General features: G+C 41.3%; 19 protein-coding genes. 13 read left to right on the top strand and 6 right to left on the bottom strand.

Annotated elements, in window-relative coordinates; genetic code table 11:
- The first annotated feature begins 276 nt into the window (after positions 1 to 276).
- Both ACG9ZB_RS06600 and ACG9ZB_RS06595 read left to right on the top strand, forming a co-directional pair.
- The gene (locus tag ACG9ZB_RS06600) at positions 277 to 1,311 is read left to right on the top strand and encodes a type I glyceraldehyde-3-phosphate dehydrogenase (protein ID WP_419324998.1); all 1,035 of its coding nucleotides are present in this window, start codon (positions 277 to 279) and stop codon (positions 1,309 to 1,311) included.
- Between the two features lie 113 nt (positions 1,312 to 1,424).
- On the top strand, positions 1,425 to 1,730 hold the full coding sequence (locus tag ACG9ZB_RS06595; protein ID WP_126037229.1) for a hypothetical protein: 306 nt from the start codon (positions 1,425 to 1,427) through the stop codon (positions 1,728 to 1,730).
- Positions 1,731 to 1,739: 9 nt separating this feature from the next.
- Here the strand turns inward: ACG9ZB_RS06595 and ACG9ZB_RS06590 are convergent, their stop codons facing one another.
- A complete protein-coding gene (locus ACG9ZB_RS06590; RefSeq protein WP_419324996.1) occupies positions 1,740 to 2,039 on the bottom strand; it encodes an AzlD family protein in 300 nt (99 codons plus the stop codon).
- Entirely contained in the window at positions 2,036 to 2,782 is a 747-nt protein-coding gene (locus ACG9ZB_RS06585; protein WP_419324994.1) for an AzlC family ABC transporter permease, read from the bottom strand. Before ACG9ZB_RS06585 ends, ACG9ZB_RS06590 begins: the two co-directional genes overlap by 4 nt.
- A 163-nt stretch (positions 2,783 to 2,945) precedes the next feature.
- Between ACG9ZB_RS06585 and ACG9ZB_RS06580 the strand changes: the two genes are divergently transcribed.
- Positions 2,946 to 3,401 carry an Lrp/AsnC family transcriptional regulator gene (locus ACG9ZB_RS06580; protein WP_004696172.1) on the top strand — a complete coding sequence of 152 codons (456 nt, stop codon included), beginning with the start codon at positions 2,946 to 2,948 and terminating at the stop codon, positions 3,399 to 3,401.
- Positions 3,402 to 3,489: 88 nt separating this feature from the next.
- On the opposite strand, the gene ACG9ZB_RS06575 is transcribed toward ACG9ZB_RS06580, so the two are convergent.
- Positions 3,490 to 3,954 (bottom strand): hypothetical protein, encoded by a 465-nt coding sequence (locus ACG9ZB_RS06575; protein WP_419324992.1) that lies wholly within the window; start codon positions 3,952 to 3,954, stop codon positions 3,490 to 3,492.
- Between the two features lie 477 nt (positions 3,955 to 4,431).
- On the opposite strand from ACG9ZB_RS06575, the gene ACG9ZB_RS06570 reads away from it, so the two are divergent.
- From ACG9ZB_RS06570 to ACG9ZB_RS06555, 4 genes are all read left to right on the top strand, one after another.
- Positions 4,432 to 5,598, top strand: coding sequence for an ATP phosphoribosyltransferase regulatory subunit (locus ACG9ZB_RS06570; RefSeq protein ID WP_419324990.1), 1,167 nt, complete (start codon positions 4,432 to 4,434; stop codon positions 5,596 to 5,598).
- A gap of 69 nt (positions 5,599 to 5,667) precedes the next feature.
- A complete protein-coding gene (locus ACG9ZB_RS06565; RefSeq protein ID WP_419324988.1) occupies positions 5,668 to 6,987 on the top strand; it encodes an adenylosuccinate synthase in 1,320 nt (439 codons plus the stop codon).
- 200 nt (positions 6,988 to 7,187) lie between these two features.
- Positions 7,188 to 7,493 (top strand): hypothetical protein, encoded by a 306-nt coding sequence (locus tag ACG9ZB_RS06560; RefSeq protein WP_419324986.1) that lies wholly within the window; start codon positions 7,188 to 7,190, stop codon positions 7,491 to 7,493.
- 278 nt (positions 7,494 to 7,771) lie between these two features.
- The gene (locus ACG9ZB_RS06555) at positions 7,772 to 8,545 is read left to right on the top strand and encodes a M48 family metallopeptidase (RefSeq protein ID WP_419324984.1); all 774 of its coding nucleotides are present in this window, start codon (positions 7,772 to 7,774) and stop codon (positions 8,543 to 8,545) included.
- Positions 8,546 to 8,668: 123 nt separating this feature from the next.
- On the opposite strand, the gene ACG9ZB_RS06550 is transcribed toward ACG9ZB_RS06555, so the two are convergent.
- Positions 8,669 to 9,718: an NADP(H)-dependent aldo-keto reductase gene (locus ACG9ZB_RS06550; RefSeq protein WP_419324982.1), complete on the bottom strand. Its 1,050-nt coding sequence runs from the start codon at positions 9,716 to 9,718 to the stop codon at positions 8,669 to 8,671.
- 201 nt (positions 9,719 to 9,919) lie between these two features.
- Complete coding sequence (gene crp / locus ACG9ZB_RS06545) at positions 9,920 to 10,627, bottom strand: cAMP-activated global transcriptional regulator CRP (protein WP_159152886.1); 708 nt, start codon at positions 10,625 to 10,627, stop codon at positions 9,920 to 9,922.
- A gap of 147 nt (positions 10,628 to 10,774) precedes the next feature.
- Here crp and ACG9ZB_RS06540 point away from each other — a divergent pair, with 147 nt between their 5' ends.
- From ACG9ZB_RS06540 to ACG9ZB_RS06530, 3 genes are all read left to right on the top strand, one after another.
- Entirely contained in the window at positions 10,775 to 11,197 is a 423-nt protein-coding gene (locus ACG9ZB_RS06540; RefSeq protein ID WP_419324980.1) for an OsmC family protein, read from the top strand.
- Positions 11,198 to 11,587: 390 nt separating this feature from the next.
- Positions 11,588 to 14,167: an ATP-dependent chaperone ClpB gene (clpB, locus tag ACG9ZB_RS06535; RefSeq protein ID WP_419324978.1), complete on the top strand. Its 2,580-nt coding sequence runs from the start codon at positions 11,588 to 11,590 to the stop codon at positions 14,165 to 14,167.
- Positions 14,168 to 14,396: 229 nt separating this feature from the next.
- Positions 14,397 to 15,683, top strand: coding sequence for a DUF945 family protein (locus ACG9ZB_RS06530; RefSeq protein ID WP_419324977.1), 1,287 nt, complete (start codon positions 14,397 to 14,399; stop codon positions 15,681 to 15,683).
- Between the two features lie 120 nt (positions 15,684 to 15,803).
- Here the strand turns inward: ACG9ZB_RS06530 and rlmKL are convergent, their stop codons facing one another.
- Positions 15,804 to 18,008: a bifunctional 23S rRNA (guanine(2069)-N(7))-methyltransferase RlmK/23S rRNA (guanine(2445)-N(2))-methyltransferase RlmL gene (rlmKL, locus tag ACG9ZB_RS06525; protein WP_419324975.1), complete on the bottom strand. Its 2,205-nt coding sequence runs from the start codon at positions 18,006 to 18,008 to the stop codon at positions 15,804 to 15,806.
- Positions 18,009 to 18,239: 231 nt separating this feature from the next.
- Here rlmKL and ACG9ZB_RS06520 point away from each other — a divergent pair, with 231 nt between their 5' ends.
- The 3 genes from ACG9ZB_RS06520 (at position 18,240) to ACG9ZB_RS06510 (ending at position 21,142) form a co-directional block, all read left to right on the top strand.
- On the top strand, positions 18,240 to 18,593 hold the full coding sequence (locus ACG9ZB_RS06520) for a hypothetical protein (protein ID WP_419324973.1): 354 nt from the start codon (positions 18,240 to 18,242) through the stop codon (positions 18,591 to 18,593).
- Positions 18,594 to 18,879: 286 nt separating this feature from the next.
- On the top strand, positions 18,880 to 19,896 hold the full coding sequence (locus ACG9ZB_RS06515) for an aspartate carbamoyltransferase catalytic subunit (protein WP_419324971.1): 1,017 nt from the start codon (positions 18,880 to 18,882) through the stop codon (positions 19,894 to 19,896).
- Positions 19,897 to 19,906: 10 nt separating this feature from the next.
- Positions 19,907 to 21,142, top strand: coding sequence for a dihydroorotase (locus ACG9ZB_RS06510; RefSeq protein WP_419324969.1), 1,236 nt, complete (start codon positions 19,907 to 19,909; stop codon positions 21,140 to 21,142).
- The last annotated feature ends 32 nt before the right edge of the window (positions 21,143 to 21,174 follow it).

Here is a 21,174-nt window from a genome sequence, read left to right as displayed (position 1 = left end):
AAAGGATGTCGCACCAATCACTTTAAGGCGAATTGATGACATTTCTATGTATTCGATAGTTCTAAGATTTTGCTTGTTATTGTTGGATATTTATATCATTTCGTGGAAATGAGTTGATTAGTGCGAGGTGGTCAGGTCGGTCAATTTATGACTTAAGGGTTCATATTCATCATCTTCACTGATGGGTTATAGAAAAAGAAAGCTTAACCAAATCTGTATAAATCCATTAATATAAGCCTGCTTTATCTTTCATCATTTTATACATAAGGGCAAGTCATGCAACGAGTGGCGATAAATGGATTTGGTCGAATCGGACGTAATGTACTTCGCGCTTGGTTTGAAAATCCAAAGAACTTTCAGTTTGAAATCGTCGCGGTAAATGATGTAGCAGATGTAGAAACCTTATTGCATTTATTTAAATATGACACCACGCATGGGCGTTTTCTGGGAAAAGTCGATTTAAGTTATGAAAATGAAAGAATTTATTTACATCTTTCTAAAGATCAATCGCAGCTCAAAGTTGAAGTATTGTGTCAGGCTAACCCGCAGGATTTACCTTGGGCAAGTCTCCATGTAGACGTGGTTCTAGAGTGCACAGGCTTATTTCGCTCGCGTGAAGCAGCAACAGGGCATGTCAGTGCCGGTGCAAAGCGGGTCATTATCGGTGCGGCACCTTTTGACTCGGTTGATGCCGCAATTGTGTATGGGGTGAATCACCATGAGGTCAAAGCCAGTGACCAAATCATTTCTAGCGTGTCATGTACCACACAGGCCTTAGTGCCTTTGGTTAAAATCATTGATGATGCTTTTGGAATTGATACTGCACTCATGACCGAAATTCATGCATTGACTGCCGATCAGTCTGTATTGGATCATGCGCATCGTGATTTAAGACGTGCCCGTGCTTCAGGTCAAAATATTATTCCCACCACATCGTCAGCCCTTGGTGCTTTAAAACAAGTCATGCCAAAAATGGCCGATCGTATCGATGGTTATTCCATCCGTGTGCCAACCATTAATGTGGCTGCAATTGATTTGACCTTTATTTCGCAAACACCAATTACCGACCATAAAATTAATGAAGTGCTGATTCAGGCGGCGAAGTCAGACTACAGTGAAATTATGGATGTGACGGATGAACCTTTGGTATCTTCGGATTTTAATCATTCACCCTATTCACTTATTGTTGATTTAACGCAAACCATGGTGGTGGGGCATCAAGCTAAAGTCTTTGCGTGGTATGACAATGAGTGGGGCTATGCAAACCGCTTATTAGATTTGTGTGAATCTTTTAGTGCGTCAACCACTTAAAGATCTTTATTTTTAAGCATCTTTTACTCTGAAAACAAGATGATAAGCATAGACCGAATACAGACATGTGGTTATCATGAATTTATAAACGAAAATAATGTAGAGCAGTGCTTATGTTGATCTTAATTTGGGGATTTATTTTGCTGTTGGCGGTCGCTGTCATTTTTTTAATTTGGTTTCAATTTAAAAATCAGGCAGATAAAACCGATCCAAGCGTAGAGCAAAATCAGCTGCAAGAAAAAGTACATCATCTTGAAGAAAATTTAAAAAAGACCTTGGAAATTATGCAAGATCTTGCAAAAAAGATGCATGTGCAACAGGAAGTGATCGAGCAGACCACGTCTAAGTTGCAAAAAGTTGAGTTACAAAACGCTGAATTGGTGAATATTCTTGCTAAAGCCGTACAACCAGAACGCTAAAAATTAAGTTTAGATGAGCACGGTACGTAATAATGCCGCGCTCAGCATACTAATCACAACGGTTGGTAAAAGTGAAAAGCGTGAAGCTGCAAGCAAAGTGATAGCAATAGCGAGTAGATCTGCGACATTGTCCTTCACAAAATAAGGTGCAATTACTGAAATAAGTACGCAGCCAGGAACAACTTCCAAAATCTTTCGTTGTTTGTTGCTTAAAGTTTTATTTTTTAGCAAAACATAGCCCAATATACGCGTCAGATAAGTGGTTGATGCGACCAATAAAATTGCGACAAGTGTTGTGCTGTGGATCATAGCTCATCCTCCTGAATAAATATGAAAGCAGAGGCGATGCCACAGATTGCACCAATAGGCACATACCAACCCGTCGGTAAATATAAATAAGCAATGGCCGCACTGATGAGACTGACGAGCCAAGGGCGTGCCGAACTGAATCCTTTCCACATACCACGCAGTAAAACCAAAAATACTGCAGCAAAGGCCATATCAAATCCATAACGGTGAACATCGCCTATTAAAGGACCAAGAATGGCACCTAAACTGGTAAAACTGACCCACATCAAGTACAGAGTAAAACAGATACCTGTGTAGTAGGACATGCTAAAGGCTTGTTGTAGCCCAAATCTTTTCTTCTTTTCTGCATCGGCAAGCGCTGCTACCCAACTTTCATCACACATGAAAAACAGAGCAGGGAAAACCTGTCGATTAGGCAAATGGCGTAAATAAGGCACGAGACTTGCACCCATGAGTAAATGACGGCTATTGACTAAAAAAGTAATGAAAATTAAAACGAGAAAATTTGGTGGATTGGTCCAGACTTCGAGCACAGCAAATTCGGAACCGCCCGCAAAGTTTAGGCCAGTGAATAATGGAACTTCTAAATGGCTAAAGCCTTTTTGAGTGGCTTGTGTTCCTAAGACCAAAGCAAAAGGAATAATGCCCAGTAGCATGGGGATAGATGTTTTAATACCACGTTTAAACTCGACGTAATCTGTAGAGTCATTGAGTTCTTGAGTCGTATTTTTAAGGGAGAACATTTTAAATCGCCTATGCGTGCTAGGTTTTGGTGCAGTAGGTGAATAAGTTTAGGCTTTTTCCGAGGATATTTTGTGCTTTATTTAGCTTAATATAGAGCTTTTTTGCAATAATATGTTGTGATTGGTTAAATATGAGCAAAATTATGCTTTAAGGGTGGAATTTATGGATCAAACCGATAAACGTATATTGCAAGTGCTACAAGTTGATGGAAAACTTCAAAATAATGAGTTGGCTCAGCGCATTGGACTGTCTGCCTCACCGTGTTTAAGACGAGTAAAACAACTAGAAGAAGACGGAATTATTCGGGCTTATGTGGCTTTGGTTGATCCTGTTAAAGTGAATCTGCGTTTGACCGTGTTTGCACGCATTTGGCTAAAAAGTCAGGACCCACAAACAGTGAATCAATTTGTCGAATCGATTCGTGAAGTTCCAGAAGTCGTTGAGTGCCATTTAATGGCAGGGGATTGCGACTTTTTCTTACGTATCGTGGTTGCAGACTTAGACGCCTATCGACAGTTTCAAATTCACCGTCTGAATAAAATTCCCAATATACAAAGTATAAAAACAGAAATTCCATTGCAAAATATCAAACAAACCACAGAACTGCCGATTTGGTAGCTCAAAAGTTGATAGTGAAATCGCCCGTGAGTCTGGCAGCATGACTCAAAGTGATAAGACTTGTACTCTAGTCATGCTAATTAGGATGTTATGACTCTTCGTTTAAAAAGCCTTCTTTAATTTCTTTAGGCAGATCTGCGTGCCACCATGCATAAATACTGGCTTTAATTTCTTCATCTTCTTCAGTGTCATTTAAAGGTTCATCATCTTCACGAACCAGTTCATCACCGTCAAATTTGAACCAAAATTCCCACGGGTCATCATCACCGCAACCCCATACTTGCGCATGGATGTCAGGAAGCAAGTCTTTCAGGAGGAACAAAATCGCTTCCATGAACTCATCACCTGATGAACCATGGACAAAGTGTGCGATGGAATAACCCGCGAGGGAGTATAGCGATTCAGGACCTAAGTCAAACTCGATATTATCGACGGTATTTAAAATATCTTCGGCCAGTTCAGTACCATGTTCTGGATTAATGTCACAGACTAAAGCCGTAAATTTACTAACATTGCCGCGATGTTCTTGAAATAATCGGTCTAATTTTGACATGATTTAAGCATCTGCATGCTTGTAATATAAGTTGCTGTGCATTTCCATCGAACTTTCCCCAAGTGAAAAATATGTGATTAAAAGTGTTATCGGTATAACGACGTAGTATTTATTGTTGCTGTCAAATTGAGCTGACGTATAAAAGAATGTGCCTTTTGTGCAAGCAAGGGTATAATTGGAAATAAAATATAAAACAAAGTCTTAAATGAATTTTTCCAATCTGTACAGAGCACTAGGATGAGTTAATATTATTGATTCTGATACTTGGGCACTGTCTAAAGCAATGTTTTGGATGGCTCGCTTAAAATCGGTAAGAATGTATAAAGTTGTTAACGATGACATCGAAACGATAAATTAAATTTTCCGAAATTGTCTAATGCACAGCACATTGTATCGTGATAGACTAAGAGAAATCGGGTGTGCCCCGATTTTTTTATGCGGATTCGTTCCGCGCAGACAAGATTTTAGGTTTACAACATGCCCATTTCAGAGACATGGTTATTACCTGATGGTGTAGCTGATGTACTACCAGAACAGGCGCAAGTGATTGAAACTTTGCGTCGTCAAGCATTAGATTTCCTCGCAACTCGAGGTTATCAGTTGGTGTACACGCCATTCATTGAATACATCGAATCGTTATCTTCTCTTTCAGAATCGAATCAAGATTTAGACTTAGCCACTTTTAAAGTGATTGATCAACTTTCTGGTCGTTTGCTTGGTGTGCGTGCCGATATGACACCACAAGTGGCTCGTATTGATGCGCATGTACATCCAGTTGAAGGCGTCGCTCGCTATTGCTATGCAGGAACAGTCCTACATACTAAACCACAGGGCTTTAATACCACGCGTACACCTTTGCAGTTAGGTGCTGAGTTATTCGGTTCAGACAGCATCGATGCCGATGTTGAGCTGATTGATGTGATGATCAGCCTGCTTGAAAAAACAGGTTTTGCAGACGGTATCCATTTGGATTTAGGCCATGTGGGCTTATTCCGTAGTATGGTGAAGGTTGCGGGTTTAAACAAAGCGACTGAACGTCAACTCTCTGATTTATACCAACGTAAAGCTCTGCCTGAATTGGCAGAATTTACCCAAGATTTAAACTTTGGTGCAGACTTTTATACTTTAGGTCGTTATGCAAGTGATTTAGATGCCTTGCAAACGCATTTAAGTACAGAAGTTATTGCCGATGCAGAATTTAAGCACGCTTTTGATGCATTAAAAACTACACAATCTGAGATTCAAGCACGTTGGCCAAATCTTCAGATGGGTATTGATGTGGTTGAGCTGCGCTCATATCACTACCATACGGGCTTAATGTATGCCGTTTATGCACCAAACCGTGCTGCGCCATTGGCACAAGGTGGACGCTATGACGGGATTGGTGAGCACTTTGGGCGTGCACGTCCAGCAACGGGCTTTAGTTGTGACTTATATGCACTCAGTGCAGGTCGGTTTCAGCAAAACAGTCTTGTGGTTGCACCCAAAGGTACTGAAATAGATTTGATCCAAGCGATTGAACACACGCGTGCTCAAGGCATGAGTGTGATTCAACTTTTGGGGCAGGATGATTTAACTACGCTTCCATATGCAACGCACCAGTTGGTGAATGTTGCAGGTCAATGGACTGTAGAACAAATTTAATCACTTCTTCAGGTAAGCTAAAACCTGAGAAGTTCTTCAATTTTAACAGCATGATGCAATGAGGCTATTATGGGCAAGAATGTTGTGGTACTCGGTACCCAATGGGGCGACGAAGGTAAAGGTAAAATCGTCGACCTGCTCACAGATCAAGCGGCTGCGGTCGTTCGTTATCAAGGCGGACATAACGCAGGTCATACACTTGTCGTTGGTGGTAAGAAAACTGTATTACACCTCATTCCATCTGGTATTTTACGTGAAAACGTACTGTGCTTAATTGGTAATGGTGTGGTGCTTTCTCCTGAAGCGCTCATCAAAGAGATGGACATTCTTGAAAAAGAAGGTGTGCCAGTTAAAGAACGTCTACGTATTTCTCCAAACTGTCCACTGATTTTGCCAAATCATATTGCTCTTGACCAAGCGCGTGAAATCAAGCGTGGTAATGCAAAAATTGGTACCACTGGTCGTGGTATTGGTCCTGCATATGAAGACAAAGTTGCACGCCGTGCAATTCGTGTTGCAGACTTGGTTCGTGGTGGCGAGCATCTTAAAGCTCAGTTAACTGAACTTCTTGAGTACCATAACTTCCAATTAACACAATTCTACGGCGTAGAAGCAGTTAAATTAGAAGATGTACTTGCGCTGTGTGATCAATGGCGTGAAGTGGTTGCACCACTTGTGATTGATGTCACTACAGAGCTGCATAATTACCGTAAAAACGGTGACAACATCATGTTTGAAGGTGCTCAAGGTTCACTTCTAGATGTTGACCATGGTACATATCCGTATGTAACGTCTTCAAACACGACTGCTGGTGGCGTAAGCTCAGGTTCTGGTTTGGGTCCATTACATCTTGACTATGTATTGGGTATTACCAAAGCATACACAACACGTGTAGGTGCAGGTCCGTTCCCAACTGAGTTGGTTTATGACGCTGCAAATGACGTAGGTGATGCGATTGGTAAGCACTTAGGGACTGTAGGTTCTGAATTTGGTGCCTCTACAGGTCGCCAACGTCGTTGTGGTTGGTTCGATGCTGAAATCCTTCGTCGTTCTGTAGACGTAAACTCACTTTCAGGTATTTGCTTAACTAAGCTTGATGTTCTTGACGGTTTAGAAGAAGTGAAAATCTGCGTAGGTTACGAAGCAGCGGATTCTGGTTGTGTTGGTTCTTCTGATGCGCTTGCATTTGAAACTTTAAAACCAATTTACGAAACAATGCCAGGTTGGTCTGAGTCTACGTTTGGTGTGAAATCAATGGATCAATTGCCACAAGCGGCGATCAACTATGTAAAACGCATTGAACAATTAATCGAATGCCCAATCGACATCATTTCTACAGGTCCAGACCGTGAAGAAACGATTGTTTTACGTCATCCATTTGATGCTTAAGCGATAAAACATTGAATAAAAAACCCTGTCTAGTACAGGGTTTTTTATTTGTGCGGTACATCTGTACATGAGCGTTACAGATATTGATTTAAACTGCTGAGCTGGAATGATTTTTCCGACTAAAGTTGCATGAATAAGCACGACATAGTGTATAAGTGCTTGTTAGAATAAAATGCACAATAAACAGATGAGCAGGCAGGATGCAAAAGAATATCGCGGGAACTATTTTTTACTCACTACTTTTTGCTATGGGTGGTGCGCCAACAATCGCGATGATGATTATTCAAGGGCAAACCACCAATCCAGACGTGATTTATAGTGCGCTCATTGGGTTATCTGTGATTATTGCTTGTATCTTGGTGCCAATCATATTGCTCCAAAATGCATTTCTGTTTGCAAAGCGTAAAAGTGCGACCCTTGAAGAAAAAATTGAACCCTTAAGCCACCTGTATTTGGGTTTAAATATCCTGTGTTTGATTTATTGGCTTTTGATTCAGTTTACGTAAGTAGGTTTAAGGTGGTGTGTATAGTCAAATCACTATAAAATAAATACAACTAAGTGATTGAATTGTTTTTATTTTTTTAAATCATGTATGTATAATAAAGTAGTTTGACTATAGATATCGCTCTAGCGCTGAAATTTGGCTTATTGTACTTAATTGTGAAGATATTTTTACATAATTGCTATGATAAAACGCGGTGATGATATTTAACACTTTAAATCTATTCAATATAATTCAGTACATTATGTAAAATGCTTTGAGATGGATGGAGTTAAGCAATAATGAAAAATAAAATATTAATGAGTTTGTGTGCAGCGAGTGTAGTTACAATTTCAGGTTGTGCAACTTTTGCGGAAGTGGCAGGTGCAGACACTGCAACATTAAATGCAGCAGCAACCCAAGGCTTCAACAAAACAGTGAATGAAGCACGAAGCACAAAAACCTTAGATACCTCATCAACAACGTATAAGCGTATTTATGGTGTATTCAATCGCTTGAAGCCATATGCCGATCAAATGAATCAAACTGGAACGAAATTTGACTGGCAGTTGGCGGTACTTAAGTCAAATCAGGTCAACGCCTATGTTGCACCTGGTGGGAAGGTGGTATTCTACACAGGTATTGTCGATAAATTAAACCTAACGGATGCTGAAATTGCAGCGGTGATGGGGCATGAGATGGTGCATGCTTTAGAAGAGCACTCGAAGAGTAAGGTTGGTGCGCAGGCATTAACGGATTTGGCTTTGGGCATTGGTTTAAGTGCGGCAGGTGTAGGTCAAACGGGTTCAGCAGCAGCGCAGTTAGGTAGTCAAATTGGTATTGGTTTACCATACTCACGTAGCCTAGAAAGTCGTGCAGACCAAGGTGGCTTAATGTTGATGGCTAAAGCAGGCTATAACCCTCAAGCCGCAATTAGTCTGTGGGAAAAAATGAATAAGCTTGATGGAGCAGGCGGTTCTTCATTCTTGTCGACGCACCCATCAAATAGTCAACGTATTGAAGCAATGCGTAAGAACTTAGCCGCTGCTCAAGCGATTTATAATCAAAGACGTTAATTTGTTTTGAATAAAAAAGGACGCTAAGGCGTCCTTTTTTACTGTCAGTTGCTGGTTTTGAAGATCATAAATTATTTGTGACGGTGAAGTCGTGTTTCACCTGAACAGCTAACTAAGAAATATCTATGGGGCAGGATTAGGTTGTTGCTGATGAATAGCTTGAATACCCTGTAAAACATCTTCGGATAAATCAATCTCAAAGGCTTGAATATTTTCTTTCAGCTGGTCTAAGTTGGTCGCACCAATAATCGTACTAGTCACAAAAAACTGCTGCTTGATAAAGGCTAAAGCCAGTTGCGTCGGCTTTAAATCGTGATGTTCAGCCAGCTGTGCATACTGTTCTGTTGCCCATTCACTCTCTGGGTTACTATAACGACTAAAGCGGCTAAAAAGCGTCACGCGAGCATTCGCTGGGCGTGCACCATTACGGAATTTACCTGTGAGATAGCCAAAAGCGAGTGGGGAGTAGGCGAGTAAACCAACGCCTTCATGTTTTGCAATTTCCGACATACCAATTTCATAAGTACGGTTCAATAGGCTATATGGATTTTGCACACTGACAAATTTAGATAGACCAAGTTGTTCTGCAATCTGCAGGAATTTCATAGTGCCCCATGGTGTTTCATTAGATAAGCCAATATAACGAATACGCCCTTTTTGAATCTCTGCTTCTAATGCTTGTAGTGTTTCTTGCAAAGAGGTCATGGTTTGCATGTTCTGGGCTTCACTGTTTTCATAGCCTAATTTGCCGAAAAAGTTGGTTGGGCGCTGTGGCCAGTGTAGTTGATATAAATCTATATAATCGGTCTGTAAACGCTTTAGGTTGCCATCTAGGGCAGATGAAATGTCTGTTGAATTAAAACGAGTCTGTCCATCACGAATATGACTACCACCTTGAGATGGCCCCGCAATTTTAGAGGCTAAAAATAGCTTGTCTCGACCGCCGCGCTGGGCAATCCATTGGCCAATAATACTTTCGGTTGCACCTTGGGTTTCAGGTTTTGGAGGAACAGGGTACATTTCAGCAGTATCCCAAAAGTTAATGCCTTGCGCTAAAGCATAATCAAGTTGTTCAAAGGCTTCAGCTTGAGTGTTTTGCTCACCAAAGGTCATGGTGCCGAGACAAATTTCAGGAACCAAAACGCCTGTATTGGCTAAGGGTTTAAATTGCATTCAACATTTCCTTTTATGGACTGCACTTTTTCGGTCGAATTAGGTTACACAGTTATGCCCAGTAGGTTAAATCACTATTTTTACAAAGTTTGTCATGATTTTGTCAAAGCAGGATTTAGTCAAAACAGCAATAGATTTAAAGACATAAAAAAAGCAAATCCTAAGATTTGCTTTTGGCTGTATTAGCTATGAAGAAAAGTCTTATTCTTCGTCTTCATCGTCATCAGCATTCGCTTTTGACTCTTCTAAAGAGGCATCAAAAATTAAGATGGCTTTACCATCAGTTTCGATCATGCCTTGCTCTTCGAGTGTTTTCAAAACACGACCAACCATTTCACGTGAACAACCGACAATACGTCCAATCTCTTGACGCGTAATACGAATTTGGCGGCCATTTGGTAAAATCATCGCTTCAGGCTGCGAAGATAGGTCGATTAGGCAACGTGCAATACGACCTGAAACATCGATAAATGCAAGGTCAGTCACTTTACGAGTGGTATTTTTTAGACGGCGTACCAGCTGCGCAAATACTGCATAGCTCAGGTCAGGGTATTGTTTGCTGAGTTCATGGAAGTTTTCATAAGTCACTTCAGCAATTTCGCAGACATCACGGGTACGCACTTCAGCAGTACGTTGTGAGTTTGCTTCGAATAGACCCATTTCCCCAAAAAAATCACCCGCATTTAAATAAGCCACCACGATTTCACGTTCATCGTCTTCACGCAGAATAATGGAGACCGAACCTTTTAGAATCAAATATAAAGATTTAGATTCTGAGCCTGCATCTACGATGGTGGTACGCTTAGGATAACGATTAATATATGCGCGTTTTAATAATGCTTTGACTGACTCAGGGAGTTGACCTGGAGACAGCGCATCAGTGCTTAATTGTGAAAAGCTTGAAGTCATGCTAACGGTTCCGAAAATGGATAAAATATAGATCGCACAGACCTAGGGTGAACTTGTCACACAGTCAGAGCTGAAATTCCTTATCAACTCAATTTATGTTAGTGTACAGTCACTTCGTCAATCTATAGCTTTTTTTAGGTACTTGCAATGCAAACAACTGTTCATTGGTTAGAGAATGTTGCTTTCGAAGCAAAAACTCAAAGTGGTCACAGTGTTATCATGGATGGATCGCCAGAATATGGGGGTGAAAACCGTGGTCCAAGACCAATGGAATTGATCCTGACAGGACTGGGTGGTTGTGCCTCTTTTGACATCGTAACCATACTGAAAAAATCACGCCAAGAAATTACCGATGTACGCTGTGAACTCAAGGCAGAACGGGCAGATAGCATCCCTGCAGTGTTCACAAAAATCCACTTACATTTCGTGATTACGGGTCATGCGGTGAAGGAAAAACAAGTCGCAAAAACTGTGGAATTATCGGCAGAAAAGTACTGTTCTGCGAGCAAAATGTTGATGGATGGTGGGGTTGAAATCACCCATGATTTTGAGATTATTGAAGCAAATTAAACGCTGACTTTTAAGTCATTTTAGGCTGATCTAGTGATCGGCCTTTTTCATGCTTCACGCTTTTGTTTTGATTCCGTAAACTGGGACACAATTCATCACACGAATAAATAGAAAAATGCGTTGCTTGTTTGGTTAATAATTGCTCAAATGATTTTGGTTGTCACTTATTGATAGGTCGTCGTGGTCTTTAATATATAAATAATGTGAGTTGGCGCTTGAAAATAAGGCTTATAAGGCCCATCTTATAACCGAGTCTTATAAGTTTATTATCAAGATAAACTAATGAAAAATAAGTTAAAATGTAGAAAAATTAATTAAATTTGAATTGAATTTTGAGCAATTGTTCCCATATATCCATCAAGTTCGAAATTTGTTGTGAGGAAAACAAGAATGCGATTTGAAAAATTCACAAACCGCTTACTGCAAGCTCTCTCAGATGCTCAATCACTTGCAGTGGGGAAAGACCATACCTCAATTGAAGGTATTCATATCTTATCAACATTGTTAGATGAAACCTCCAATCTGAGTTTGTTGCAACAAGCGGGTGCCAATTTACCTGCTTTACAAAGCAAATTAAAACAAGCACTAGCTGATGCACCAACACTGACAAATCCTACAGGAGACGTTAACTTAAGTTCAGAGGCAGTTAAAGCGCTGAATTTGGCAGATAGTTTTGCGCAAAAAGCAGGCGATGAGTTTTTGTCTACCGATTGGGTGATGCAAGCCTTGGCCGAAGTGGGGGCAACTAAAACGCTACTCAACAGCGTGGGCGTACAAGCAGACAGCTTACGCCAAGTCATTTTAAAAATTCGAGGTGATGAGAAAGTCATGAGCAACAATCATGAAGATCAACGTGATTCTCTAAATAAATACACCATTGATTTAACTGAACGCGCACTTGCAGGTAAGTTAGATCCTGTGATTGGGCGTGATGACGAAATTCGTCGTACTATTCAAGTTTTGTCGCGTCGTACCAAAAATAACCCAGTGTTGATTGGTGAACCAGGGGTGGGTAAAACAGCCATTGTTGAAGGCTTGGCACAGCGGATTATTAATCGTGAGGTGCCTGAAAGCTTACAAGGTAAACGTGTTTTATCTTTAGATTTGGGTTCTTTGCTTGCGGGTGCTAAATACCGCGGCGAGTTTGAAGAGCGCTTAAAAGCAGTACTGAAAGATTTGTCTAAACAAGATGGTGAAGTCATTTTGTTTATTGATGAATTACACACGCTGGTGGGCGCAGGTAAAGGCGATGGTGCGATGGATGCAGGGAATATGTTGAAACCTGCTCTGGCACGTGGTGAGTTACGTTGTGTTGGAGCAACCACATTAGATGAATATCGCCAATTCATTGAGAAAGATGCTGCGCTAGAGCGTCGCTTCCAAAAAGTGTTGGTCGATGAGCCGAGTGTGGAAGACACCATTGCGATTTTACGTGGTTTGAAAGAGCGCTATGAAGTGCACCATGGTGTGAAAATTCTAGACTCTGCCATCATTGCGGCAGCGAAAATGTCACATCGTTATATCACCGACCGTCAATTGCCTGATAAAGCAATTGATTTGATTGATGAAGCGGCTTCTCGTATCAAAATGGAGCTGGACTCTAAGCCAGAAGCTTTGGACAAACTTGAACGTCGTTTGATTCAATTGAAACTGCAACTTGAAGCAGTGAAAAAGGATGAAGATGCCGGTAGTCGTGCGGAAGTCGCTCATCTTGAAAAGCAAATTAGCGAAGTTCAGCGCGAATACAATGATTTAGAAGAAGTTTGGAAAGCTGAAAAAACCTTAGTTGAAGGTACCAAACAAGTTCAAGCTGAATTAGATCAGGCGCGTATTGCGCTTCAAAAAGCGCAGCGTGAAAACGACTTGGGTGAAATGTCGCGTCTTCAGTATGGTGTGATTCCAGAGTTGGAAAAACGTCTCAATGAAGAAGAAGTCGTTGAGGAAAAAGAAGAGCCAAAACTACTGCGTAACAAAGTCACTGACAATGAAATTGCAGAAGTCGTTAGTGCTGCTACGGGCATTCCAGTGGCTAAAATGATGCAAGGTGAACGTGAGAAACTTCTCCATATGGAAGAGTTCTTACATAACCGTGTCGTCGGGCAGGATGATGCTGTGGTTGCAGTATCCAATGCGGTTCGTCGTTCGCGTGCTGGCTTGTCCGATCCGAACAGACCAAGCGGCTCGTTCTTATTCTTAGGTCCAACGGGTGTTGGTAAAACAGAGTTGACTAAAGCACTGGCAAACTTCTTGTTTGATAGTGACGATGCCATGATTCGTATCGATATGTCCGAGTTTATGGAAAAACACTCTGTCAGCCGTTTGGTGGGTGCACCTCCTGGTTATGTTGGCTACGAAGAAGGTGGTGTATTAACCGAAGCTGTACGCCGTAAACCGTATAGTGTCGTACTGTTCGATGAAGTGGAAAAAGCACATCCCGATGTGTTTAACATTTTGCTCCAAGTGTTGGATGATGGTCGCTTAACGGATTCGCAAGGTCGCGTGGTTGACTTTAAAAATACCGTGATCGTCATGACATCGAACTTAGGTTCGAGTGATGTGCGTGAGTTGGGTGATAATCCTTTGGAAGAAGAAGTGCGAGCAGTGGTGATGAATGCTGTGACGCAACATTTCCGTCCAGAGTTTATCAACCGTATTGATGAGTTAGTGGTCTTCCATTCACTCAAAAAAGCGCAAATTCGTGGTATTGCCGATATCCAATTGGATCGTTTACGTGATCGTTTGGTTGAAAAAGATATGCGCTTAACGGTGGATGATCAAGCCTTTGACTTATTGATTGACGCTGGTTTTGACCCCGTTTACGGTGCACGCCCATTGAAACGTACCATCCAGCAACAGGTTGAAAACAACTTAGCTCAAAAAATATTGTCGGGTTACTATGTGGCCGGAGACAATATTATGATCACTGCACATAATGGTCAATTGAGCTTTGATAAAGTGAAAATGAGTTAATCATTTAAACGGTGCATTGAAACTAAAAAACCCAGCTTCGGCTGGGTTTTTTTATTGCGGGATAAAAATGTTAAAAGATGACATTTTAAAGCAAAAATGTGACCTAAGTTTTCACATTTATGTGATGGGTGTTGCATCTAAGTGATTTATTTGCAAAACAATTATCTTTATTTAAAGATTCTCTTTATAATTTATTTTAATAAAAAACAAACAACTTGAGATAGAAGAAATGACTCAATTGAAGTGGGGTATTGGAGGCGTACTTACGCTTGCTATGGTCGCAGTAGGGGGGAATCTTTATGCGGATAAAAGTTTGAAGGCTTATTATCAACACAGCACCAAACAGTCGAATGATTTAAAGTTGCAATATCAACAATTTCAAATGGGTGCTTTAAATGGCAGTGCGAACTGGACCGCTGAATTAGTCCTAGACCCATGTAAACCGAAAGAAGTGATCCAATTGAAGGGGCAGGATCATATTCAGCGGAGTTGGAATGGATATGCAATTCGTTCAGATATTCATATTATGCAAGCACCCAGCGCACTTCAGTCCTTGTTGAAGGAACCGCTGAAAGTACAAAGCAAAGTGAATTGGTTGGGTACTTTGAATAGTACCTTGACTGCGCCATTGATTACCCGCAATGAAGCTCAACTCCAGTCTAGATTAGACCCGATGACATTAAAGTTTCGTGCAAAACCGATCGAACAACAGTTAAAGATACTCGATTTACAGCTTGAAATTCCGAATCTAACAGTCACCGATCCAAATATACATTTGCAAATGGTTGGGCTAAAGCTAGAAAGTAACCAAGGGCTGAATGGCGAGTATCTGGAGGCGGGTGAAACCAAAATTAAGATCGATCTGCTGAAAATGTCAGATCGAAATATTAAGAAACCCATCAATGCTGAACTGAAAAATTTTAGTATCGAAACGCGCAGTGAGCTGACAGACCGAGTTTTAAACACTCAGATGCTGTTGCGTCTAGATGAAATGCAAATGCCTTCAGCACCAGCAGTCCAAAACGTACAGTTTAATTTTAATGTGCTCGATGTAAACCGACAAAAATTACAGACGTTGTTTGATATTTTGGCGAAAAGTGAAAACAGTTGTTTGGCAAAAGAGGCAATGGAAAAAGATATGGAACCTGCTTTATTGGCTGTGATCAATGAAGGTTTCCGTTTTGAATCCAAAGAGAACCAATTTGCTATCGGGGAAGGGGTTGCACAAGCGAGTGTGACGGGGCGTATTATGCCGAGTCATCAATCGACGGTGATGGGTATGGTGAAAATGATGCCGAGTTTAATGGAATACAAAGCAGATATTCAGTTTGATAAAAATATGATCTCGCGCATCATGAATAATTATCTGCAAAAAGGAGGCATCAGCATGTCTGATCAAGAGATCGAAAGCATGCTTTCGACCATGGAGAGTTCAGGGCAGGTGAAACGTGAAGGGAATGTCATGAAAATGTCAGTTGATTACAAATATGGGCAAACCAATTTCCTGACTGAATAATGCAAAAATGATGATCTAACATAATAAAAGGGACGTATTTCGTCCCTTTTATATCTGAAAATTGTCGAATGCAAAATTTACCGAAGATGAAAGGCCCGCTGGTATTTCATCTTCAATGCATTAGTTTTTGGGATGGGTAATTTTCCATGCACGGTGGATTTTTTGATTGCGCTTGAAATCAGGTCCAATAGTTTCACTGGTAATTTCTTCGACATCAAAGAATGCTAAAATTTCTTCGTCCATTTCAAAACCACGATAGTTGTTCGAGAAGTACAAAGTACCATCCGTAGTTAAACGGTTCATCGCGCGTTTGAGCAATGATAAATGGTCGCGTTGTACATCAAAGGTACCGTAGAACTTCTTTGAGTTTGAGAAGGTTGGTGGGTCAATAAAGATCAGCTCATACTGTTCATGACCTTCTTTTAACCACTCAAAACAATCACTAGCAAAGAACTGATGTTGTTCATCTGCATGATCGACTGTTAAGCCGTTCAAGACGAAGTTCTCTTTAGACCAGTTCAAATATGTATTTGAAAGATCGACGCTGGTGGTACTTGCCGCACCGCCTAAAGCTGCATGTAAGCTGGCTGTAGAGGTATAGCTATAGAGGTTCAAAAAGTGCTTACCACGCGCTTCTTGCGCAATGCGTAAGCGGATTTGACGGTGGTCTAAGAACAAGCCAGTATCTAAGTAATCAGTTAAGTTCACTAAGATTTTTGCTTTGCCTTCCTGCACGATAAAACGCTTAGAAGCAGTACTTTGCTTGGTATACTGGTTTTTACCTTCTTGGCGAGCACGTGTTTTGATAAAGATCGCATCACGGCCTAAACCTGTCACCGCACGAATCGCCTGTAAAGCAAGATTGAAACGTTTCTTGGCTTTTTCAGGATCGATTTTTTTCGGTGGCGCATATTCTTGAACGTGGAGACGATCACCATATAAATCGACTGCGACATTAAAGTCTGGAAGGTCAGCATCATATAAACGTAAACAGTGAATGTTCTCTTTCACCGCCCATTTCTTTAAAGTTTGCATGTTTTTTTGCAAGCGGTTAGCAAAGTCTTCAGCACCTTCAATTGCTTCAAACTGTTGTGGCTGCCATGTTTCCAAGAATGGCTTGACTACTGCAACTGGTTTAATTGAACCTGAACGCACGTAAATAGGCAGTTTACCATTCATCAAACGCATGGTTTGCGGGTCATTTAGCGCTAATACATCGGCTTGCTCAACAGCTGCTGCGATAACGGCTGCAGTTTGATTTGGGAAGTTCTTTTGTAGTAAAGCAGATAAGCCTAAATATAAAGCACGATTTGAGGCTTTATCACCTAAACGCTCACCATAAGGTGGGTTGGTCACAATAAAGGCTGTTTTGCCTTCTGCTTCAAAGTTTGGCCAGTCAGCCAAAGTCCGTTCTTCGATTTGGATCTGGTCAAGTACACGTTCAAAACCAGCAGCAATAATATTTTGCTTGGTGGCTTTTACTGCTTCCCAGTCTGCGTCAAATGCGTAGAACTTAGGGAGGGGTTGTTCCAATGCTGTTTGATGACGTTCAGCAGCTTCCGCTTTAATGCTCATCCACAGATCATGGTCATGGCCATTCCAGCCATTGAAACCGAAACGACGAACTAAACCAGGTGCACGGTCAGTCAGCATCATCAATGCTTCAATAATGAACGTCCCAGAACCACACATTGGGTCAAGGAAAATATCGGGTCTTTTTGCAAGGAGCTTAGCTTTTTGTAAAATCGCAGCAGCTAAGTTTTCTTTAATTGGGGCATCGGTCATATAACGACGGTAGCCACGTTTATGCAATGAATCACCAGATAAGTCTAAACAGTAGGTGTGTTCAGTTTTTCCTGCGAGTGCATAAATGGTAATTTCAGGTTGTTTAATATCAATACTTGGACGCTTACCGACAGCTTCCATGAATGAATCGACGATACCGTCTTTTACACGTAAAGTTGCAAACTGACTGTTCACCTTGATTTCACGTTCAATATGTAAACGAACGGCGAAGGTGCTTTGTGGTGCAAAAATCAGCGACCAATCAAAGTTCATTGCACCTTCGTAGAGCTCTTCAGCGACATCACGAGCATCATGGCTAAATTCTAGCTCATGGACATGAATGGGTGTGAGTACACGCGACGCAAGACGCGACCACATACAAATGCGATAGGCATGTTCCAGTGTACCTTTGAAAACTAAACGCCCAGGAAAACGTTCAATGTTTTGAACACCTAAACCTTCTAATTCTTCTTGGAGTAAGGTTTCTAAGCCATCGGCACACGTAACCCAATAGCTGCTTAAACGCGAAGCGGTTTTCATAAATTTGAGAGACCAAAATAAAACAAAATAAACTCGCTAAAGTTTAACGTATTTTGCCTCTGAATGGTTTTTTAAATATGTCTCTACTCAGCGGAAATATTAAAATAAATGAATCACCATGTGAACAATAACGTTTTTGGTACGTATTTTGCTAAATCCTTGCAAGTTTAATTTGCTGACGGATTTCTGATAGATCATCAGTAAAAATTTTTCACTTGAAAGGGGATGAATATGTCGACCAAGTTAGATCGCTGTGTTGTAAGTCATGCTGATGCTTTTTCAATTGCAACTTTACTTTATGCACGTCTGCGCCGTGTATCGGGGCGTGTAATTGATGTGATGTATTTGGTGGAAAACCCAAGTTATGCACGTCAAATGGCAGAGCTTGCTTTAAGTACAGAAGATGCTGAACTGATTCGATTGGTGAGTCGTTTAGACAGTGTCATGGATGTTTTTAACTATGAAGAAACCGCCGTGATCGAAAAACCTAAACAGTGCGACACGACACGACATGAGTTGGAAGCCACTGAAGAAGAAATCTACCGTGCCCAGGTGTCACATCACTATATTGGCGCTTTACGATAAGAATCGCTGAAGTTGGATCGCTCTCGTAAGAGAGCTTTTTTAAATGTCCGCTTGGAATAAATGAAATAAGAACCTCTATAGAATTGATATTTATAGCAATTTGATGAACTGTGAATTTGGCTAATTTAGCCTTTAATGGTTTAATTTAACTGGTTGAAATAATAGATAAGAATTTCATAATCTTAGTTTTGGGGCCGATGATAATTAAGGCAATTGTTTTAAACTGAGGTCCAAATCAAAAAGAAAATCTGTATAATGCGTTAACTTAACGTACAAGGAATCTCTCATGCACTTGGCAGCATTGCATACTCCGAGTCAGATTCAACTCAACCAAGATGGTCATCTCAAACACTTCCTCACCATCGAAGGTCTTTCTAAAGAAACTCTTACAAAAATATTGGACACCGCGCAGTCCTTTTTTAATGAACAAAATCAGCTGATTACCAACAACATCTTAGAAGGTCGAACGGTAATGAACCTTTTCTTTGAAAACTCAACCCGTACTCGTACCACTTTTGAAGCAGCGGCAAAACGTCTTTCTGCAAATGTATTAAATATTGATATCGCACGTTCAAGTACTTCCAAAGGGGAGACGCTCAGAGACACTTTGTGGAACTTAGAAGCGATGGCTGCGGATATTTTTGTGGTACGCCATTCTTCGTCGGGTGCGGCACATTTTATTGCCCAAACCGTTTGTCCGCATGTTGCAATTATCAATGCAGGTGATGGCCGTCATGCACATCCAACACAAGCTATGTTGGACATGCTGACCATTCGCCGTGAAACCAAAAAGAAATTTGAAGATATTTCGATTGCCATTATTGGTGATATTAAACACTCACGCGTAGCGCGTTCAGATGTTGCTGCATTACAAACACTGGGGTGTAAAGATATTCGTATAATTGCACCGAACACGCTGCTGCCATACGGCTTTGATGAATATGGCGAAGGCGTACGTCTATTTAATAACATGGAAGCAGGGATCCGAGACTGCGACGTGATTATTACCTTACGCATTCAAAATGAACGCATTGATTCGCCCGCGCTGTCATCTCAAGCTGAATTCTACAAAATGTACGGTTTAAACAAAGAACGTCTTGTGATGGCAAAACCTGATTGCATCGTGATGCATCCTGGGCCTATGAACCGTGGTGTAGAGATTGATTCCAGTATTGCCGATGGTCCACAGTCTGTGATTTTAAATCAGGTGACCAACGGGATTGCTGTACGTATGGCAGTTTTGGCGCTTGCAATGCAAGGTCAACTGCAAGAGCAAGGTTTGTTAGACGCGATTGCGGGATAAGGAATAAGTCATGACTGTTGTAAAAATTGAAAATGTACGTGTTCTTGACCCAATTCATCAAAAAGATGCGGTTCAAACAGTGTATATCGAAAATGGCAAGCTGGTTGCTGAAACAGACAATGTCACTGAAACAATTGATGGTCAATGCAAGTGGTTGATGCCGACCATGGTAGACTTATGTGCACGCCTACGTGAGCCGGGTCAGCAACAGCACGGGACATTAAAATCAGAAGGTCGTGCTGCGCGTGAAAATGGTATTTTGCATGTGTTTACACCGCCAGACTCAAAACCGATTGTGCAAGACAATGGTGCTTTGATTCATGGTTTGATGGAAAAAGCGATGCTGGATGGCGGTATTTATCTTGAAGTGATTGGTGCTCAAACCCAAGGCTTACAAGGTAAGCAACCTGCAAATATGGCGGGTCTTAAAAAGGGTGGTTGTACAGCCGTTTCAAATGCCAATGCGCCTTTTGCAGATGACGATGTGGTGCTGCGCACTTTAGAATACGCAGCAGGCCTTGGTATGACGGTGGTATTTTATGCAGAAGAACCGCAAATTGCCAAAGATGGCTGTGTCCATGAGGGCTTTGTGGCATCGCGTCAGGGCTTACCGACCATCCCAGCGATTGCCGAAACCATTGCCATTGCCAAGTATTTGTTAATGATTGAAGCAACGGGTGTTCGTGCTCACTTTGGCTTATTGTCTACAGGCGCTTCTGTCGATTTGATCAAAATCGCTAAAGATAAAGGCCTGCCAGTTACTTGTGATGTGGCAATGCATCAGCTGCACTTAACAGATCAGTTGATTGATGGCTTCAACTCACTTGCACATGTCCGTCCGCCGTTACGTGCTGAGTCGGATAAAGAGCTCCTGCGCCAAGGTGTGAAAAGTGGAGTGATCGATGCGATTTGTACGCATCATGAACCGCTGAGCAGCTCTGCAAAGCTAGCACCGTTTGCTGAAACACAGCCAGGCATTACCGCTTTTGATACCTATGTAGCTTTCGGTGCGCAATTGGTGCGTGAAGGTTTATTTAGTCCTTTGGAATGGGTCGAAAAAGTCACGATTGCCCCTGCCACTGTAGCCAATATGCTTGAACGTTGGACTGCTGAAGCAGGCTGGGTATTGGTTGATCCTGAGTTAGACTGGATTGTGAATAAAGACAATATTCTGTCGCAAGGTAAAAATACACCTTTGATCAATCAAGTGATGAAAGGAAAAGTTCTAAAAACTTTTGCAGCTTAAATATTGCATTAAATGTGGATTAAAAAGTCAGC

It is taken from the genome of Acinetobacter johnsonii, from assembly GCF_048551975.1.
Lineage (GTDB): Bacteria > Pseudomonadota > Gammaproteobacteria > Pseudomonadales > Moraxellaceae > Acinetobacter > Acinetobacter johnsonii_A.
Note: the sequence above shows the minus strand (reverse complement) of the source record. Positions and strands in the feature narration are given on the sequence as shown.